We start from the raw sequence: 16,981 nt of genomic DNA, 5'->3' as shown, positions 1-16,981 counted from the left end.
ACCCTGCGGGGGTTTGGGGGCGCAAAGCCCCCAAGGCTGCCAGCATGAGCACGATCGACAATCTGCCCCCCTTGCGCGAAGTTATCCAGAAACACGACCTGCGCGCCAGGAAACAGCTTGGTCAGAATTTCCTTCTGGATCTGAACCTGACCTCAAAGATCGCGCGGCAGGCGGGCGAGCTGTCGGGACATGACGTGCTTGAAATCGGTCCCGGTCCCGGCGGCCTGACCCGTGGATTGCTGGCCGAAGGCGCACGCCACGTCCTCGCCATCGAAAAAGACGCCCGCGCCCTGCCTGCTCTGGCCGAGATCGCCGCGGTTTATCCGGGCCGCCTGACCGTCATCAACGGCGATGCGCTGAACATCGACCCGCTGGCACATCTGACGCCCCCGATCCGCATTGCGGCGAACCTGCCCTATAACGTGGGCACGGAATTGCTGGTTCGCTGGCTGACACCGCCGGAATGGCCGCCGTTCTGGCAATCGCTGACACTGATGTTCCAGAAAGAGGTGGCGGAACGCATCGTCGCCACGCCGGGCAGCAAAGCCTATGGCCGCCTTGCCCTTCTGGCGCAATGGCGTGCCGATGCACGCATCGTGATGACACTGCCACCCGAAGCCTTTGTTCCGCCGCCCAAGATCAGCTCGGCGGTCGTTCACCTGACCGCGCTGCCGGAACCGCGTTATTCGGCCGATCCGGCGGTTTTGTCACAGGTAACTGCTGCCGCCTTCAACCAGCGGCGCAAAATGCTGCGTGCCTCGCTGCGCGGCCTGCACCCCGATATCGAGGCACTCCTTGCACAGGCCGGTATTGCGCCAACGCAACGGGCCGAGGAAGTGGATCTGGAACATTTCTGTGCGCTGGCCCGTCTGCTGAAAGCCGCGCGAAGCAGCGCATAAGAAAAGGGCCGCTGGCAATGCCGCGGCCCTTGTTCATTATCATAAGCTGATAATCAGTCCTGATCCGGTGTTTCGGGCTCGGCCTGCGGCGCAGCAGCGGCACCCTCATCCGCATCGGTCGCCTTGCGACGGCCACGCGTAGCGGTTCCCGGCGCACGTGGCGTTCGGGGACGAGGAGTCCGTGCCCGCGCCGGTTTCGGCGCATTTTCCGGAGTCTCGATCAGGCCGGTTGCGTCATCCTCGTCAGATGCAGCCAAGGCAGCCGGAAGGCCATCCTTTTCACTGTCATCCACGGCAAGAATACCCTGTTCAGGCTCTTGCATATCCTGACGCGAAGGTGACGCACTCTCTTCATCGCGAGAGGTGCGCTCACGGTAAGTATCCCGGCCACCCTGATCGCGATTATTGTCGCGGTTATGGTTCCGGCCATGCCCGTTATTGCTGGTATGACCATTTCCATTGCCATCATGCGCCGGCGCGGTGCCGTCATCATCCTGGCGTTGGTGCTGATTATGCTGTTGCTGTCGTTCAGCCATCTCGCGCTGAGCTTCGCCCAACATCCGCGTGTAATGTTCGGCATGTTGCAGAAAGCTCTGCTCGGCCACACGGTCGTTGGACAGCTGCGCGTCCCGCGCCAGCGTCAGATATTTTTCAATGATCTGTTGAGGGGTGCCACGCACCTTACCTTCGGGTCCTGAACTATCAAAAACCCGATTAACGATATTCCCCAACGAGCGCTGGCGATTCGACTTGTTACGCGAACGTGATTTCGATGATCTCATCAGTTTGTCTGTCAGTGGTTCCAGTTTGGTCTGGACGGCGTTTCAGGAGGCATTGGCAGCTTTAAAAATGATCGCCTCGCCGTTCAGCCCGACCTTAACCCGTGCAGTGCTTTGTCCTAAGCACCAGTTCGGCTATAGCTGTGTCAGGCTGACCTGTGCAGCAGCGTTTCCGCCCCTTGCACAATGCCGAATAATCATGCCCCGGCGGGTCTGACAAGGGAAAACTTGTAAATTATCGGCGATCTCGGCCCAAACTGCCTATTTCAGGCTGGATATTGCGCCAAAACCACACGATCCCGCCCGTCCAGATCCGGGATCACGCGCGTCAAGGCACCGGCATCATTGAACAATGCCGATACATCGCTTGCTTGGCTTGGGCCGATTTCGACAAGCATATTTCCGCCGGGCGTCAGATGCCTTGCCGCCCCTGCAGCGATGACTCGATAGGCAGACAATCCATCCTTGCCGTCTGTCAGGGCCGATTCAGGCTCCCACAGCCGCACATCGGGGGCCAATCCCGTCATCTCATCCAGGGCGATATAGGGTGGATTCGATACAATCAGGTCAAAGCGCCCGTCAACGCCATCATACCAATCGGCACGATGAAACGCCGCCGTCACCCCTATGATTTGGGCATTCCGCCGCGCCACATCAAGCGCAGCTTCGGAAATATCGGTGCCCGTTCCGCTGGTCCCGGTGCGCGCCGCCAGAAGTGAAATCAGGATCGCACCGGTTCCCGTGCCCATATCCAGAACCGATTTCCAAGGCAGGGACAACGCGGCCTCGACCAGGGTTTCGGTATCGGGTCGCGGGTCCAGCGTATCGCGCGTCACCATGAAGCGATGCGCATAGAAATCGCGAAACCCGACGATCTGTGCGACAGGCTGGTGCTGCGCCCTTGCGGCAATTCCGCCCCACAACCGGTCCTCCTCTGCGTCAGACAGATCGCGGTCCGGCATGATCCGCAGCCGCCCCGGCTCGACCGCCAGGACCGCCGCAAGGATACGGTCGGCATCACGGGCAAAGCCTTCGATCCCCGCCTGCTGCAAACGCGTGGCCGCCTGCACCCGAGCGTCGGACAGCTTCATTGGTCAGCAGCCAGCCGCGCCGCCTGATCATGTGCGATCAGCGCGTCGATGATCTCGGTCAGATCCCCGGCCATCACCCGGTCCAGCGCATAAAGCGTCAGGTTGATGCGATGATCGGTCATCCGACCCTGAGGGAAATTATACGTGCGGATGCGTTCGCTGCGATCGCCGCTGCCAACCTGGTTTTTGCGATCGGCCGCGCGTTCGGCATCAACCCGCTGGCGCTCCATGTCATACAGCCGCGCACGCAGCACCGCCATCGCATTGGCCCGGTTCTGGTGCTGCGACTTTTCGGAACTCGTCACCACGATCCCGGTCGGGATATGCGTGATACGGACCGCCGAATCCGTGGTGTTGACGTGCTGCCCGCCCGCGCCACTGGCGCGCATGGTGTCGATGCGGATGTCACCTGCAGGGATGTCGATATCAACATCTTCGGCCTCGGGCAGAACGGCGACGGTCGCCGCACTGGTATGAATACGCCCGCCGGATTCGGTTTCAGGCACCCGCTGAACGCGGTGCACACCAGATTCGTATTTCAACCGGGCAAAGACACCCTCGCCTTCGATCCGGGCCGTGGCTTCCTTGATCCCACCCAATTCGGTTTCAGTCAGTTCCAGAAGCTGAAATTTCCACCCCTGCGATTCGGCATAACGGCGATACATGCTGAGCAGATTACCCGCGAACAAAGCCGCCTCATCCCCCCCGGTGCCGGGCCGGATTTCGACGATCGCAGGCCGCGCATCCGCCGCATCCTTGGGCAGCAGCGCAATCCGCAACTTCTGCTCCAGCCGGGGCAGTTCCTGGTGCAGCCGGGCCAGTTCATCTTCGGCCAGTTCGCGCATCTCGGGATCGGCCAGCATCAGCTGCGCCTCGGCGATGCCGTCGCGCGCTGCGCGCCATTGATCGATTTCCTCGACCACCGGTTTCAACTCGGAATATTCGCGGCTGATCCGGGCGATCTGATCCGGGGCGGCACCAGCATTCAACTGCGCTTCGAGATATTCGAAACGCTGGCTGATCTGGACAAGGCGATCTTCTGGCAACATGCAGCGCGAATTATCCCCGCCGCGTCCAGCCGTAAAGCGCAATCAGCTCGGTCGCGACATGCGCCCCGGAAATCGCGGTCGCGCCGGTCGTGTCATAGGGCGGCGAAACCTCGACCACGTCGCCACCGATCAGATCGACGCCCGCCAGACCGCGCAACAACGCGGCCGCCTGCCAGCTTGCCAGACCACCCCAAACGGGTGTGCCCGTGCCCGGCGCAAAAGCCGGGTCCAGCGCATCAATGTCAAAGGTGATATAGACAGGCCGATCCCCGATCACCTGCCTGATCCGCGTCAAGGTCGCGTCCACCCCGTCACGATGCAGCGATGGCGCATCCAGGATCGTCACGCCCAAAGTATCGGGATTATCCGTCCTGATCCCGACCGACACACTGGCTGCCGGATCGACGACCCCTTCCTTGATGGCCTTGTAGAGAAACGTCCCATGGTCGATCCGGTCTGGATCATCATCGACCCAGGTGTCGGAATGGGCATCGAACTGAATCAACGCCACCGGCCCCCGCCGCACGGCGACGGCGCGCAAGATCGGCAGCGTGATGAAGTGATCCCCGCCCAGCGTGACCGGAGCGGCGCCGCTGTCCATTATGCCACCGATATGCGCCTCGATCCGGGCAGGAACCTCACGCGTATTGGCATAATCGAACGCCATGTCGCCGTAATCGACGACATTCAGCAGGCCAAGTGGGTCATAGCCCCACCCGTAGGGCTGATCATAGGGCTGCAGGGTCGAAGCCTCGCGGATCGCGCGCGGCCCAAAGCGGGTGCCGGGCCGATGCGTCACCGCCTGATCGAAGGGGATGCCAGTCACGGCAATATCAACGCCAGCCAGATCCTTGGTATATCGCCGCCGCAAAAAGCTGACGGCCCCACCAAAAGCGTTCTCATAGGACAGCCCGCGCGGATCGCTGCGCGTAAAAGCCTGATCTACCTGATTTTTCGCATCTTCCAGTGCCATGCGCATCCCTCTGATCCAAACCATCAGACTGCCCAGCAACGCGCCAGACCGCAAGTGATGTCGGGCCGCCCGAATTCTTCTTTGCAAAAATACCCCACGGGGGTCCGGGGGTGTGCAACCCCCGGTCTCGCCACCCCGAATCACCTTGCATCTGCAGCATTCGCAGCTATAAGACCCCATCCTTCCGCCGGGATATCGCAACCGGCGCAACCTCTCGTGGCGGGTGCGGAAGGGTTACCGCCTATGAAGTGCGCCTGAACATGAAAGGGATGCCATGCCTCTGTACGAGCATGTGCTGATCGCTCGCCAGGACCTGTCGAACACGCAGGCCGAAGGGCTGATCGAACATTTCTCGACCATTCTGGCCGATAACGGCGGCAAGGTCGTAGAGAACGAATATTGGGGGGTCCGCACCCTCGCCTACAAGATCAACAAGAACCGCAAAGGCCATTACGCCTTCCTGCGTTCGGACGCGCCTTCGGCCGCCGTGCAGGAAATGGAGCGTCTGGCCCGTCTGCATGATGACGTCATGCGCGTCATGACCATCAAGGTCGACGAGCACGAGGAAGGCCCCTCGGTGCAGATGCAAAAACGTGAAGAGCGTGGTGAACGCGGTGAACGCGGTGAGCGTGGCGAGCGTCGTGAACGCCGCGAGCGCAGCTAAGGAGATCTGAGACAATGGCGAACAAACCATTCTTCCGTCGTCGCAAGGTCGATCCGTTTGGCGGCGAAAACGCCCCGAAAATCGACTATAAGGACACCCGTCTGCTGCAACGCTACATTTCCGAGCGTGGCAAGATCGTTCCTTCGCGCATCACTGCTGTTTCGGCAAAGAACCAGCGCAAACTGGCACAGGCAATCAAGCGCGCTCGTTTTCTGGCGCTGCTGCCCTATGTCGTGAAGTAAGGAGACCTGAACATGCAAGTCATCCTGCTGGAACGCGTCGCGAAACTTGGCCAGATGGGCGAAGTCGTCAACGTGAAACAGGGCTATGCCCGCAACTTCCTGCTGCCTCAGGGCAAAGCACTTCGTGCGTCGGACGCCAACATCAAGGCATTCGAAAACCAGAAAGTGCAACTGGAAGCCCGCAACGCCGAATCGAAAGCTGACGCGCAGAAGATCGCCGACAAGCTGGACGGCGAAACCTTCGTCATCATCCGTTCGGCATCGGACGCTGGCGCGCTGTACGGTTCGGTGACGACCCGTGACGCCGCCGACGTGGCGACCGAAGCTGGCTTCACCGTCGACCGCAAACAGATCGTTCTGGGTCAGCCGATCAAGGAACTGGGTCTGCACGACGTCGCTATTGTGCTGCATCCTGAAGTCGAAGCCACCATCGTTCTGAACGTCGCACGTTCGACCGAAGAGGCTGAACTGCAAGCGCAGGGCAAATCGATTCAGGATCTGGCCGCAGAAGCCGATGCAGAGGCAGAATTCGAGATCGCCGAATTGTTCGACGATATCGGCGGTGCTTCGTCGGACGACGACGCCCAGGATAACGACCGGAACTGATTTCCTGCACCTGACAATTATCAAGCCGCGCCAGTCCTCTGGCGCGGTTTTTTATTCTTTGAATTGCCGATAAGTTGTGGTCGGCCCTATTGATACAAAGCAGATTTTGATATGGACCTGATATTAGGCGATCGACCAACGACGGCGGGTGCGCCGTTTCTGGAAGGAGCAGGAATGCCCGACCCACTCGGCCAACTTCTGACGGATCGCGATTGGCTGATGGCCGATGGCGCGACTGGCACAAACCTGTTCAATATGGGTCTGCCCTCGAATGAGCCGCCCGAACTTTGGAACGCCGAGCATCCCGATCGCATTCGCAAACTGTATCAGGATTCGGTCGATGCAGGCGCTGATCTGTTCCTGACCAACAGTTTCGGCGGCAATGCCAGCCGGCTGAAACTGCGTAATGCCGCATCGCGGGTCACCGAACTGAACCGCATCGCCGCTGAAATCGGGCGCGAGGTTGCAGACCGCGCAGGCCGTCCGGTCATCGTTGCGGGCAGCATGGGACCAACGGGTGAGATCATGGCCCCGATGGGCGGGCTGACGCATGATCGCGCCGTCGAAATGTTCCATGAACAGGCCGAAGCCCTGAGGGCCGGAGGCGCAGACGTCTTGTGGCTGGAAACCATCAGCTCGGAAGAAGAATTCCGGGCGGCGGCGGAAGCCATTGATCTGACCGGCATGCCATGGTGCGGGATGATGAGTTTTGACACCGCGGGTCGCACCCTGATGGGGCTGGCGCCCGCCAAGCTGGCATCGCTGGTCGAACGGCTGCGCAACCGCCCACTTGCCTATGGGGCCAATTGTGGAGTGGGGGCGTCCGATCTGTTGCGGGCGGTGTTGGCGCTGACCGCCACGGGCACTGAACGCCCGCTGATCGCCAAGGGCAATGCGGGCATTCCGCGCATGGATCACGGTCACCTGCACTATGACGGCACCCCGGAACTGATGGCGAAATACGCGGTTCTGGCCCGCGATCTGGGCGTCAGGATCATCGGCGGCTGCTGCGGCACCAGCCCCGCCCACCTGCGTGCCATGCGCGATGCGCTGGAAAATCGCCCACAAGGGCCACGACCGACGCCCGAGTTGATCGCGGCGCAACTGGATGGAACCGGCCCCGACCGCGACGGCGGCCTTTGAGCTTTCAGAATAATGACAGTTGATCCCCGGCTTTTGGCGGGGGGCCAAACCTGCTGCAATCCAATGGCGGGCTCCCTTCACGATAGCCAAGCCGTTTGCGGGCCAGCCGAAAGCGTTGCAGCGCCAATTGCGCCTCGGCCCCCTGCCCTTTGAAGCGCTGTCCAAAGCGCGGATCATTGTCGCGCCCGCCGCGCATGGCCTGCACCCGGTTCATGATATGCGCGGCCATTCCCGGCTTGTGCCGTGCCAGCCAATCCCGAAACAGCGGGGCGACCTCATGCGGCAGGCGCACCGGGATCATGCTGGCGGTGGTGGCCCCGGCATCCCGCGCGGCAGTCAGGATCGCTTCGATTTCAGGTTCATTCAGCACCGGGATAATCGGGGCGACCATGACGCGAACCGGAATGCCCGCCTTTGCCAGATCATGGATCATCTTCAATCGCGTGGCTGGCGCGGGTGCCCGCGGCTCCATCGCGCGGGACAGTTCGGCGTCCAGCGTGGTCACGCTGACACCGACAGCCGCCTGGTCCTTGGCCGCCATTTCCGCCCACAGGTCCAGATCGCGCAACACCGTCCGTCCACGTGTCACCAGCGTTACCGGATGGTTCCAGTCGCGCAGCACCCGCAGGATGCCCGGCATAATCGCCAGCTTCGATTCAATCGGCTGATAGGGGTCGGTATTCGTGCCAAGCGCAATCGGCGCGACCCGATAGGACGGGCGGGCGATTTCTTTTTCCAGCAATGCCGGGGCCGTCGGCTTGGCGGTAATCTTGGTTTCAAAATCCAGCCCCGGCGACAGCCCCAGATAGGAATGGCTGGGCCGTGCAAAGCAATAGATGCAGCCATGCTCACACCCGCGATAGGGGTTGATCGACCGGTCAAACGGAATATCGGGCGAGGTATTGCGGGCAATGATGCTGCGCGGGCTCTCCGATACCACCTCGGTCCGCAAAAGACGTTCTTCCTCGGGGATGTCCCAGCCATCATCTTCACGCTCTCGCCGATATGGCTCAAACCGTCCATCCGGGCGTTTGTCGGCCCCGCGGGCCTTCAGGATTTCATCTGGATTGCGTCTTGGTAGCATGTCTGAAGATTAGAACATATCAAGAACACTTTCCAGAGATTCGTTAGCGGTTGAAATCCACGGCCTGCGGTTACAACTTGAACCAAAGCGATATGCCAAAGGACAGGACAAGACATGACCGACGAATATAACCCGCCTCAAATCTGGACGTGGGAGGCTGGCAATGGCGGTCAATTCGCCAGCATCAACCGCCCCGTCGCCGGTCCGACCCATGACAAGGACCTCCCTGTCGGTAAACACCCTTTGCAACTGTATTCGCTGGCGACGCCCAACGGGCAAAAGGTCACCATCATGCTAGAGGAATTGCTGGCCAAGGGTCATACCGGCGCGGAATATGACGCATGGCTGATCGATATCGGTGACGGCGATCAGTTCGGCAGCGGCTTTGTCGAGGTCAATCCGAACTCGAAGATCCCGGCGATGATGGATCACTCGATCAGCCCGCCGTTGCGGCTGTTCGAATCCGGTTCGATCCTGCTGTATCTGGCCGAAAAATTCGGGGACTTCCTGCCCACAGATCTTGCCGCGCGCACCCAAGCCCTGAACTGGCTGTTCTGGCAGATGGGATCGGCGCCCTTCGTCGGTGGCGGTTTCGGCCATTTTTACCATTACGCGCCGATCAAGATCAAATATGCCATTGATCGATATGCGATGGAAACAAAACGGCAGCTTGACGTGCTGAACCGCCATCTGGCCGATCATCGCTTCATGGCGGGCGATGAATATTCCATTGCCGATATGGCGATTTTCCCGTGGTATGGCCGACTGACGACCGGCGGCGTTTATGGCGATGCGGCGACGTTCCTGCAGGGGGCCAGCTATGAACACGTCCTCCGCTGGAACAAAGAGATCGAAGCCCGCCCGGCGGTTCAGCGCGGCATGATGGTCAACCGAACCTCGGGCGATCCTTCGGGGCAATTGCATGAACGGCACGACGCGACGGATTTCGACACACGCACGCAGGACAAGCTGGAAACGCAATTGTAGCCTGCGGCTTTACCGAAAAACCGCAAATCCTTTACAAAGCCGGGTGGTTAACGCTTGGCTTTGCAAGTCATTAGCTGCTTAATGCCGCCAAAGGATTAATCTGTAATGGCTTTTGGAGGGACGTGTGCAGCTACCCAGAATTGCAATGGATATGGTGCCCAGCGGCGATGGCGCGGTCACGAAATATATCTCTCCTGAAGTTCGCAACAAATCCTGGTTCAATCCCGGCAAGCCGGTGATCTTCGTCAACGGGATGTTGAACTCGGGCGACGATCACATGAAAAGTGCCAACGCCCTGTCACTGATGCTGGGTGTCCCGGTGATCGGTGTATACAACAAGAAAGACGGTTTCTGGCGCGACCTGTTCCAGTGCATCTCGGACAAGGCGCAGATGACCTCGATGCAGACGTCGAACATCCACACGAATGACCAGTGGATCAAGACCTATGACGCCCTGTATCAGATCGAAAAGGGCAAGCGTCCGGGGCTGACCAAGGAGGCTTATGTCTATGAACTGCTGGCCTCGAACAAGGCTGCGCAGTCGCTGTTCGCCCTGCTTGCAGCACCGGGCGGCATGCTGGGCACGCCGATCTATTGCCACAGTCAGGGAAATCTTGTGACATCCAACGCACTGACCGGCGTCACGATGGCAAAGGGTGTTGGCGCCGTCCAAGGGATCGAGGTGAACAGCTTCGGCTCACCCGCGCGCGGATGGCCGGCCGGGCTGCGCCGCGTGAACAATGCCTATACCTTCGATCCGGTCAGCTTCCTTGATCTGCGCATGGACTGGAGCAGCTCGAAAGTGGGTTTCAAGGCGGCGCATGGTTTTCTGAACTACGTCGATCAGGATGGCGAGTTTATCGTGAACCGGTTCCGCACCGGTGGTTGGGGCATGACCGTCAACATGGACGAGGCTGCACTGGCCAAATTCTGTGCCAGTCAGGGCACCAACACCCGCCGTTTGCGTGCCGTCTTCGACCGGCTGGAAAAAGCGCATTGGAGCGATAGCGACGACATCGCGGTTGCCTATGTCAATCTGCTGACCGATGCCCAGATCGCGGCGCTGCAACAGACCGATCCAACCTTCATTGCGCAGTTGATCCGCCTGATGCAGGCCGGGATCGAAACAGGCGACGAAACGCGTGCGATTTCGCGATTGAAGTCGGTTCAGGTCGGGGCTTGATCCTGATTCTGGACGGAAGCCGGTTCGACGACATCACCGGCTTCTATTCAGAAATCAATCGCGTCTTCATGGCGAACGAAACCTGGCGGCTGGGCGAAAGCCTGGATGCGCTAGATGACATGTTGCGCGGCGGCTATGGTGCGCTGCATGACACCGACACCGCAACATTGCATTGGCTGCATTTCGACAAAAGCCGCCACGATCTGGGCTATGCGGCGACGCGAGGATGGCTGCAGGCAAAACTGAACAGACCGGGCTTCGATCGCGGTCACATCCAAGCCCAGCTGGAGGCGCTGGAACGGGGCGAAGGGCAGACCTATTTCGACATCATTTTGCACATCATCGCAGAGCATCCGCACATTCGGCTGAAAGCGATGTAACCCGGCGATTATCGCACCGTGAAGACGCACCGGCACCCGAATAAAAAAGCCCCGCCGAAGCGGGGCTTTTGATATCAGTTGCGGGCTTTATCGACCATCTTGCCCTTGGAAATCCAGGGCATCATTTCGCGCAGCTTGGCACCGACCTGTTCGATCTGGTGTTCGTCGTTGATGCGGCGGGTTGCCTTGAACGACGGCTGGCCGACGGCGTTTTCCTGCATGAAGTCGCGAACGAATTTGCCGTTCTGGATGTCGGTCAGAACATCTTTCATGCGCTTCTTGGTTTCTTCATAGGGCAGAACGCGCGGACCCGACACGTATTCGCCGTATTCGGCCGTGTTCGAGATCGAGTAGTTCATGTTCGCAATGCCGCCTTCGTAGATCAGGTCCACGATCAGCTTCACTTCGTGCAGGCATTCGAAATAGGCCATTTCCGGCTCGTAACCCGCTTCAACCAGCGTTTCAAAGCCCATACGGATCAGTTCAACCAGACCGCCGCACAGAACAGCCTGCTCACCGAACAGGTCGGTTTCACATTCTTCGCGGAAGTCGGTTTCGATGATTCCCGAACGACCGCCACCGATGGCCGAGCAATAGGACAGCCCCAGATCCAGCGCCTTACCCGATGCGTCCTGATGCACCGCGACCAGACATGGCACGCCCCCCCCTTTGACATATTCGCCGCGCACGGTGTGGCCGGGGCCTTTCGGAGCCATCATGATGACGTCGACGCCGGGCTTCGGCTCGATCAGGCCGAAATGCACGTTCAGACCATGGGCGAAGGCGATGGCGGCGCCCTCGCGCAGGTTGTCATGGACGTATTTCTTGTAGGTATCGGCCTGAAGTTCGTCGGGCATGGTGAACATGATCAGGTCGGCCCATTTGGCGGCCTCGGCGATTTCCATCGTTTTCAGGCCTTCGGCTTCGGCCTTGGCTTTCGATGGGCTTCCCTCACGCAAGGCGACGACGACATTCTTTGCACCCGAATCGCGCAGGTTCAGGGCATGGGCGTGACCTTGGCTGCCATAGCCCAGAATAGCCACTTTCTTGTCCTTGATCAGGTTAACGTCACAATCACGGTCATAATAAACGCGCATTTCGGATTTCCTTGCTTTACGTTGTCGCTTTTGTAGCCCGATCATCGCATCGGGGATGTTCAATTTTCGCAAATTTCGTTAGATATATGAAAAATTCATGCCTCTGAAATTAACCCAACGAGATAATCATGCCCGATGCAACTGACCTGCGCATACTTCGTCAGCTTCTGGCCGATCCTGATGCCAGCAACGCGCTCTTGGCCGAACGGGCTGGCGTGACTGCCGCAAGCTTATGGCGTCGGCTGGAAAAAATGAGCGAAACCGGTGTGATTTCCGCAGTTCAGAATCAGATCGACTGGCGCGCCCTTGGCTGGGAGGTTCAGGTCAGCCTGCGTTTTACGTTGGACAAGACCGAGCCACGTGCCTTTGACGAATTCATGGCCGCCGCCCGAAAGGTTCCGGAAGTCACTGAAATTCAGACATTTCTGGGCAGTGTTGATCTGCGCCTGTCGGTCATCGCCCGCGACATGGCACATTGGCAGCAGATCTATCGCGACCGTATCCTGACGCTGCCGCATGTGTCAGACAGCGATGCGCTGATGTTGGTATCGACCATCAAGGACAGTCAGGAAATGGCGCTATGACCACGGCATTGGATGCGACAGACATGGCGATCTTACGAATATTGGCGACGGACGCGACCAAAAGTGCCGCAGAAATCGGTCGGGCAGTTGGCATCGGTCAACCGGCGGCGTGGCGACGTATCCGCAAGCTGACTGATTCGGGTGTGCTGGGCCAAAAGCGCATCGTGATCGACAATGCGGCTGTCGGTTTTGGTGTCACGGTCTTTCTGGGCATCCGTCTGGCCGCCAAGGGTCGCACCAGCCTGGAAGATTTCGAACGTGCCGTCACCGCCATCCCCGAGGTTCAGACCGTTCAGCACGTCCTTGGCCAATTCGATTACCGCCTGCGCGTCATCGCGCGCGACATCAGCGATTTCGAACGTATCCTGCGCCGCCGCATCATGACCCTGCCCGGGATCGGACAGGTCGAGGCGAACGTGATGTTATCAGAAGAGCGGCGACCGGGGCCGCTGGCCGCTCTTTAGCTTGTCGTCGCAGACCTTGCGGACTGGCCCCGCCTTTTGGCCGATCACCCCGCCTTTTGGCCAATCATTCAGGCACCACCCGCACCGCGCCCTTGGCAGCACTGGTCGTCATGGCCGCATAGGCACGCAGCGCGGTCGTGATCTTGCGCTGCCGCGGCTTGGCGGGTTTCCAGCCCTCGGCCTCGCGCTTTTCGCGGCGTGCAGCCAGTGTCGCATCGTCTACGGCCAGATGGATCACGCGGTTCGGAATGTCGATCTGGATCAGGTCGCCCTGTTCGACCAGACCGATGGTACCGCCTTCGGCCGCCTCGGGCGAGACATGACCGATGGACAGCCCTGACGAGCCGCCCGAGAAACGACCGTCTGTCACCAAGGCGCAATCCTTGCCCAGCCCCTTGGATTTCAGGTAGCTGGTTGGATACAGCATTTCCTGCATCCCCGGCCCACCGCGCGGGCCTTCGTAGCGAATCAGAACAACTTCGCCGGCCTTGACCTTGCCGGTCAGAATGCCCGACACGGCGTCGTCCTGACTTTCAAAGATATGCGCCGGGCCTTCGAATTTCAGGATCGAATCGTCCACACCGGCGGTTTTGACGATGCAGCCATCTTCGGCCAGATTGCCGTAAAGCACGGCCAGACCGCCATCTTGCGAAAAGGCATGTTCCAGATCGCGGATCACACCGCCCTTGCGGTCCATGTCGACATCGTCATAGCGGCGATCCTGCGAAAACGCCGTCTGTGTCGGCACCCCGCCGGGGGCGGCACGGAAGAAGTCGTGGACGGATGCCGCATCGGTGCGCATCACATCCCAACGATCCAATGCTTCGGCCAATGTGCCGGAATGGACGTTGCCCACGGTCGTATCCAGCAAGCCGGCACGGTCCAATTCGCCCAGAATCGCCATAATCCCGCCAGCGCGGTGAACATCTTCCATATGCACGTCGCTTTTGGCCGGGGCGACCTTGCACAGGACCGGAACCTTTCGCGAAAGCTGGTCAATATCGGACATGGTGAATTCCACCTGCCCCTCATGCGCGGCGGCCAACAGATGCAGAACCGTATTCGTCGATCCGCCCATGGCGATATCCAGCGTCATGGCATTCTTGAAGGCTTCAAAACTGGCGATGGAACGAGGCAGCACGCTGGCATCATCGCCTTCATAGTAACGGCGGGCCAGATCGACGACCAGATGCCCAGCCTCGACAAACAGGCGCTTGCGGTCGGCATGGGTGGCAAGGGTCGATCCATTGCCCGGCAGCGACAGGCCCAATGCCTCGGTCAGGCAGTTCATCGAGTTCGCGGTGAACATGCCCGAACACGACCCACAGGTCGGGCAGGCCGATCGTTCGATCGCCTGCACATCGGCATCAGAAACCGCGTCGTCAGCAGCGGCGACCATGGCATCCACCAGATCCAGCGCCTTGACCCTGCCGTCCTGCAACACGACCTTGCCCGCTTCCATCGGACCGCCAGACACAAAGACGACGGGGATATTCAGCCGCAGCGCCGCCATCAGCATGCCGGGAGTGATCTTGTCGCAGTTACTGATACAGACCATGGCATCGGCGCAATGGGCATTGACCATGTATTCCACCGAATCCGCGATGATTTCGCGCGATGGCAGCGAATACAACATCCCGTCATGGCCCATCGCGATGCCGTCATCGACGGCGATGGTGTTGAATTCCTTTGCAATACCGCCTGCTGCTTCAACCTCGCGTGCGACCAACTGACCCAAATCCTTCAGGTGGACATGGCCCGGCACGAATTGGGTAAAGCTGTTGACAATGGCGATGATCGGCTTGCCAAAATCGCTGTCCTTCACGCCGGTCGCCCGCCACAATCCGCGTGCGCCCGCCATATTTCGGCCGTGGGTGGTAGTGCGTGAACGATATGCAGGCATGGCTCGACTCCTTTGGCTGGCAGGCGGTGTATCACCCCTACCTTCGGAAGGAAATTACTGAAATGCCGGGTTTCAAGGTGTTTTTATGTCGTAAAGGGTGCCGTTTGGATTCGGCCCCCCGTTATTCTATCACGAAGCCAGCTTCATCGCGACGATCCCGGTCAGAATCAGCCCTGCCGCAATCAGGCGTCCCGTCGTCACGGGTTCACCGAACATGAACACGCCGACCACAAACGCGCCAACCGCGCCGATGCCGGTCCAGATCATATAGGACGTGCCCAACGGCAGGCTGCGCATCGAAAGCGCCAGCAACCAGATAGAGGCGATCATCCCGACCACCATGATCCCGGTCGGCAGGATGCGCGTAAATCCATGCGATTGTTTCATCGCGGTTGCCCAGACAATTTCCAGCAAACCGGCAAGAAGAAGAAGAATCCAAGGCATGACAAACCTCTGTCGTCAAGCCGGGCCGTCCCGGCGGTTTTTCCATGAAGGAGAGGTCGTCCTCTTGTCAAAGCAAAATAGGGAGCGCCGCGACAAGGGCAAGCTGGCACGGAGTGGATTTCCGGGGTGGTTGCCCAAAGGCAACCATCAGCGCAGGCCCAACCCCGCCCGCATCATCAGCCGCCGCACAGGTGCCACGCCGTAAAGCCCGCCAAGAGCGGCGGCCCGAAGATCACGCAAGGGTCGCAACGAGGCCTGACTGGCGCGGTTCAGCGCGTCGATCCCCAACAACCGGGCATAGGCATCCGGGCGGCGCGTGCGGTTATATTCCGCCAGGCCTGCCGCATTGCCGGGATCGTTACGGTTCAAGTCGATCAGCGCGCCCAGATCGGCAAGGCTCAGGTTCAACCCTTGCGCACCAATGGGGGGCAGAACATGCGCGGCCTCGGCGATCAGGGCGGTGCGCGGGCCGGTAAAGCTGTCTGCGATCTGGCTGATGATCGGCCATTGGGTCAGGCGTGTCGCCTGTGACAGATGGCCCAGAATACCCGCCGACCGGGCATTTAGCTCTGCCTCAAACTCAGCGGGCGGCAGGGCGGCCAGCCTAGCAATCTGCCGTCCATTCTCCATCCAGACAACGGCAGAGCTGTGCTTGCCATCGCGATCCGGCAGCGGCACCAGCGTGAACGGCCCGCCCGAGCGGTGCACCTCGGTTGAAACATTATCATGCGGCAGATCATGGGTGACGGCGAATGCCAGCGCCTTTTGACCATAGCGAAAGGTCCGCACGCCAATGCCAAGCGCCTGACGCACCGGCGAATTGCGCCCATCCGCGCCAATCAGCAGCCTTGCTCTGATCCGTCGCCCATCGGACAGCGTAACCAGCGCCCCTTCGTCACGCGCGACCACATCGGTGGTGGCGGTCCCCGGTTGAAAGCGCACCGTTTGCAACTGTTCCAGCCGTGCCGAGATCTCGCGCCGCAGCAGCCAGTTGGGCAGGTTCCAGCCAAAGGGCTGGTCACCAATCTCGCTGGCATCAAAATCGCGGATCAGCCGCGCGACAGGGTCGGCCCCGCCCGCATCCACAATCCGCATCACCTGCAAGGGCGTGGCAAAGGGTGACAGCCGTTCCCATAACCCAATCTGCCCAAGAAGCGCGACGGAGGGCGTCAGAAATGCCGTGCTGCGCAGATCGGCGCCATCCGTGCCTTCGTCCGTCACGGGGGAGGCCGGGTCAACGCACAGCGTGGTCAACCCCTCGGCCCCAAATCCGGCAGCCGCAATCAGCCCGGCAATCCCCCCGCCCGAGATCAGAACATCGACCTGTTCAAAGCTGCTATCCGTCATTGCCATCATCCCGATTGCGTCGCAGCGATCATGCCCCGAACATGCGCCCAAGGCCAGCATCG

The 16,981-nt window shown here is 60.1% G+C and carries 19 protein-coding genes; 10 read left to right on the top strand and 9 right to left on the bottom strand.

Annotated features, from left to right (window positions below):
- Positions 1-44: 44 nt before the first annotated feature.
- On the top strand, positions 45-899 hold the full coding sequence (gene rsmA, locus H4P12_RS07865; RefSeq protein ID WP_187793094.1) for a 16S rRNA (adenine(1518)-N(6)/adenine(1519)-N(6))-dimethyltransferase RsmA: 855 nt from the start codon (positions 45-47) through the stop codon (positions 897-899).
- Between the two features lie 53 nt (positions 900-952).
- Here the strand turns inward: rsmA and H4P12_RS07860 are convergent, their stop codons facing one another.
- The 4 genes from H4P12_RS07860 to speB all read right to left on the bottom strand — a co-directional run bounded on the left by H4P12_RS07860 (position 953) and on the right by speB (position 4,791).
- Complete coding sequence (locus tag H4P12_RS07860) at positions 953-1,681, bottom strand: DUF4167 domain-containing protein (protein WP_187793093.1); 729 nt, start codon at positions 1,679-1,681, stop codon at positions 953-955.
- A 263-nt stretch (positions 1,682-1,944) separates the two neighbouring features.
- Complete coding sequence (gene prmC / locus H4P12_RS07855; RefSeq protein ID WP_187793092.1) at positions 1,945-2,769, bottom strand: peptide chain release factor N(5)-glutamine methyltransferase; 825 nt, start codon at positions 2,767-2,769, stop codon at positions 1,945-1,947.
- Positions 2,766-3,818, bottom strand: a complete 1,053-nt coding sequence (prfA, locus tag H4P12_RS07850) for a peptide chain release factor 1 (protein ID WP_187793091.1) — start codon at positions 3,816-3,818, stop codon at positions 2,766-2,768. The genes prmC and prfA overlap by 4 nt, the downstream gene beginning before the upstream one ends.
- Positions 3,819-3,828: 10 nt before the next feature.
- Positions 3,829-4,791: an agmatinase gene (speB, locus tag H4P12_RS07845; RefSeq protein WP_187793090.1), complete on the bottom strand. Its 963-nt coding sequence runs from the start codon at positions 4,789-4,791 to the stop codon at positions 3,829-3,831.
- A 274-nt stretch (positions 4,792-5,065) separates the two neighbouring features.
- Between speB and rpsF the strand changes: the two genes are divergently transcribed.
- The 4 genes from rpsF (at position 5,066) to bmt (ending at position 7,446) form a co-directional block, all read left to right on the top strand.
- A complete protein-coding gene (rpsF, locus tag H4P12_RS07840) occupies positions 5,066-5,455 on the top strand; it encodes a 30S ribosomal protein S6 (RefSeq protein WP_187793089.1) in 390 nt (129 codons plus the stop codon).
- 14 nt (positions 5,456-5,469) lie between these two features.
- The gene (rpsR, locus tag H4P12_RS07835) at positions 5,470-5,697 is read left to right on the top strand and encodes a 30S ribosomal protein S18 (protein WP_187793088.1); all 228 of its coding nucleotides are present in this window, start codon (positions 5,470-5,472) and stop codon (positions 5,695-5,697) included.
- A gap of 12 nt (positions 5,698-5,709) precedes the next feature.
- Positions 5,710-6,303 (top strand): 50S ribosomal protein L9, encoded by a 594-nt coding sequence (gene rplI / locus H4P12_RS07830; RefSeq protein ID WP_187793087.1) that lies wholly within the window; start codon positions 5,710-5,712, stop codon positions 6,301-6,303.
- 174 nt (positions 6,304-6,477) lie between these two features.
- Complete coding sequence (gene bmt, locus H4P12_RS07825) at positions 6,478-7,446, top strand: betaine--homocysteine S-methyltransferase (RefSeq protein ID WP_187793086.1); 969 nt, start codon at positions 6,478-6,480, stop codon at positions 7,444-7,446.
- 4 nt (positions 7,447-7,450) lie between these two features.
- Here bmt and H4P12_RS07820 read toward each other — a convergent pair whose 3' ends face one another.
- Positions 7,451-8,530: a PA0069 family radical SAM protein gene (locus tag H4P12_RS07820; protein WP_187793085.1), complete on the bottom strand. Its 1,080-nt coding sequence runs from the start codon at positions 8,528-8,530 to the stop codon at positions 7,451-7,453.
- Between the two features lie 114 nt (positions 8,531-8,644).
- On the opposite strand from H4P12_RS07820, the gene yghU reads away from it, so the two are divergent.
- The 3 genes from yghU to H4P12_RS07805 all read left to right on the top strand — a co-directional run bounded on the left by yghU (position 8,645) and on the right by H4P12_RS07805 (position 11,080).
- Complete coding sequence (gene yghU, locus H4P12_RS07815) at positions 8,645-9,517, top strand: glutathione-dependent disulfide-bond oxidoreductase (protein ID WP_187793084.1); 873 nt, start codon at positions 8,645-8,647, stop codon at positions 9,515-9,517.
- Positions 9,518-9,662: 145 nt separating this feature from the next.
- The gene (locus H4P12_RS07810) at positions 9,663-10,700 is read left to right on the top strand and encodes a hypothetical protein (RefSeq protein ID WP_223115735.1); all 1,038 of its coding nucleotides are present in this window, start codon (positions 9,663-9,665) and stop codon (positions 10,698-10,700) included.
- On the top strand, positions 10,697-11,080 hold the full coding sequence (locus H4P12_RS07805; RefSeq protein ID WP_187793082.1) for a barstar family protein: 384 nt from the start codon (positions 10,697-10,699) through the stop codon (positions 11,078-11,080). Before H4P12_RS07810 ends, H4P12_RS07805 begins: the two co-directional genes overlap by 4 nt.
- A gap of 74 nt (positions 11,081-11,154) precedes the next feature.
- Here the strand turns inward: H4P12_RS07805 and ilvC are convergent, their stop codons facing one another.
- Positions 11,155-12,222 (bottom strand): ketol-acid reductoisomerase, encoded by a 1,068-nt coding sequence (gene ilvC, locus H4P12_RS07800; RefSeq protein WP_187793081.1) that lies wholly within the window; start codon positions 12,220-12,222, stop codon positions 11,155-11,157.
- Between the two features lie 83 nt (positions 12,223-12,305).
- On the opposite strand from ilvC, the gene H4P12_RS07795 reads away from it, so the two are divergent.
- Both H4P12_RS07795 and H4P12_RS07790 read left to right on the top strand, forming a co-directional pair.
- Positions 12,306-12,761, top strand: coding sequence for an Lrp/AsnC family transcriptional regulator (locus H4P12_RS07795; protein WP_187793080.1), 456 nt, complete (start codon positions 12,306-12,308; stop codon positions 12,759-12,761).
- Positions 12,758-13,225: an Lrp/AsnC family transcriptional regulator gene (locus tag H4P12_RS07790; protein WP_187793079.1), complete on the top strand. Its 468-nt coding sequence runs from the start codon at positions 12,758-12,760 to the stop codon at positions 13,223-13,225. Before H4P12_RS07795 ends, H4P12_RS07790 begins: the two co-directional genes overlap by 4 nt.
- Before the next feature lie 64 nt (positions 13,226-13,289).
- On the opposite strand, the gene ilvD is transcribed toward H4P12_RS07790, so the two are convergent.
- From ilvD to H4P12_RS07775, 3 genes are all read right to left on the bottom strand, one after another.
- The gene (ilvD, locus tag H4P12_RS07785) at positions 13,290-15,128 is read right to left on the bottom strand and encodes a dihydroxy-acid dehydratase (protein ID WP_187793078.1); all 1,839 of its coding nucleotides are present in this window, start codon (positions 15,126-15,128) and stop codon (positions 13,290-13,292) included.
- Between the two features lie 129 nt (positions 15,129-15,257).
- Entirely contained in the window at positions 15,258-15,572 is a 315-nt protein-coding gene (locus tag H4P12_RS07780; protein ID WP_187793077.1) for a DMT family transporter, read from the bottom strand.
- A gap of 147 nt (positions 15,573-15,719) precedes the next feature.
- Positions 15,720-16,919 (bottom strand): UbiH/UbiF family hydroxylase, encoded by a 1,200-nt coding sequence (locus H4P12_RS07775; protein WP_187793355.1) that lies wholly within the window; start codon positions 16,917-16,919, stop codon positions 15,720-15,722.
- Positions 16,920-16,981: the final 62 nt, after the last annotated feature.

This window comes from Paracoccus amoyensis, assembly GCF_014490725.1.
GTDB lineage: Bacteria > Pseudomonadota > Alphaproteobacteria > Rhodobacterales > Rhodobacteraceae > Paracoccus > Paracoccus amoyensis.
The sequence above is the reverse complement of the archived record's forward strand: the minus strand, read 5'-3'. Positions and strand labels throughout refer to the sequence as shown.

Excerpts from the sequence above, each read along its gene's own strand:
- rsmA (WP_187793094.1), top strand. The coding sequence starts at position 45 with ATGAGCACGATCGACAATCTGCCCCCCTTGCGCGAAGTTATCCAGAAA.
- H4P12_RS07860 (WP_187793093.1), bottom strand. The coding sequence starts at position 1,681 with ATGAGATCATCGAAATCACGTTCGCGTAACAAGTCGAATCGCCAGCGC.
- prmC (WP_187793092.1), bottom strand. The coding sequence starts at position 2,769 with ATGAAGCTGTCCGACGCTCGGGTGCAGGCGGCCACGCGTTTGCAGCAG.
- prfA (WP_187793091.1), bottom strand. The coding sequence starts at position 3,818 with ATGTTGCCAGAAGATCGCCTTGTCCAGATCAGCCAGCGTTTCGAATAT.
- speB (WP_187793090.1), bottom strand. The coding sequence starts at position 4,791 with ATGGCACTGGAAGATGCGAAAAATCAGGTAGATCAGGCTTTTACGCGC.
- rpsF (WP_187793089.1), top strand. The coding sequence starts at position 5,066 with ATGCCTCTGTACGAGCATGTGCTGATCGCTCGCCAGGACCTGTCGAAC.
- rpsR (WP_187793088.1), top strand. The coding sequence starts at position 5,470 with ATGGCGAACAAACCATTCTTCCGTCGTCGCAAGGTCGATCCGTTTGGC.
- rplI (WP_187793087.1), top strand. The coding sequence starts at position 5,710 with ATGCAAGTCATCCTGCTGGAACGCGTCGCGAAACTTGGCCAGATGGGC.
- bmt (WP_187793086.1), top strand. The coding sequence starts at position 6,478 with ATGCCCGACCCACTCGGCCAACTTCTGACGGATCGCGATTGGCTGATG.
- H4P12_RS07820 (WP_187793085.1), bottom strand. The coding sequence starts at position 8,530 with ATGCTACCAAGACGCAATCCAGATGAAATCCTGAAGGCCCGCGGGGCC.
- yghU (WP_187793084.1), top strand. The coding sequence starts at position 8,645 with ATGACCGACGAATATAACCCGCCTCAAATCTGGACGTGGGAGGCTGGC.
- H4P12_RS07810 (WP_223115735.1), top strand. The coding sequence starts at position 9,663 with ATGGATATGGTGCCCAGCGGCGATGGCGCGGTCACGAAATATATCTCT.
- ilvC (WP_187793081.1), bottom strand. The coding sequence starts at position 12,222 with ATGATCGGGCTACAAAAGCGACAACGTAAAGCAAGGAAATCCGAAATG.
- H4P12_RS07795 (WP_187793080.1), top strand. The coding sequence starts at position 12,306 with ATGCCCGATGCAACTGACCTGCGCATACTTCGTCAGCTTCTGGCCGAT.
- H4P12_RS07790 (WP_187793079.1), top strand. The coding sequence starts at position 12,758 with ATGACCACGGCATTGGATGCGACAGACATGGCGATCTTACGAATATTG.
- ilvD (WP_187793078.1), bottom strand. The coding sequence starts at position 15,128 with ATGCCTGCATATCGTTCACGCACTACCACCCACGGCCGAAATATGGCG.
- H4P12_RS07780 (WP_187793077.1), bottom strand. The coding sequence starts at position 15,572 with ATGCCTTGGATTCTTCTTCTTCTTGCCGGTTTGCTGGAAATTGTCTGG.
- H4P12_RS07775 (WP_187793355.1), bottom strand. The coding sequence starts at position 16,919 with ATGACGGATAGCAGCTTTGAACAGGTCGATGTTCTGATCTCGGGCGGG.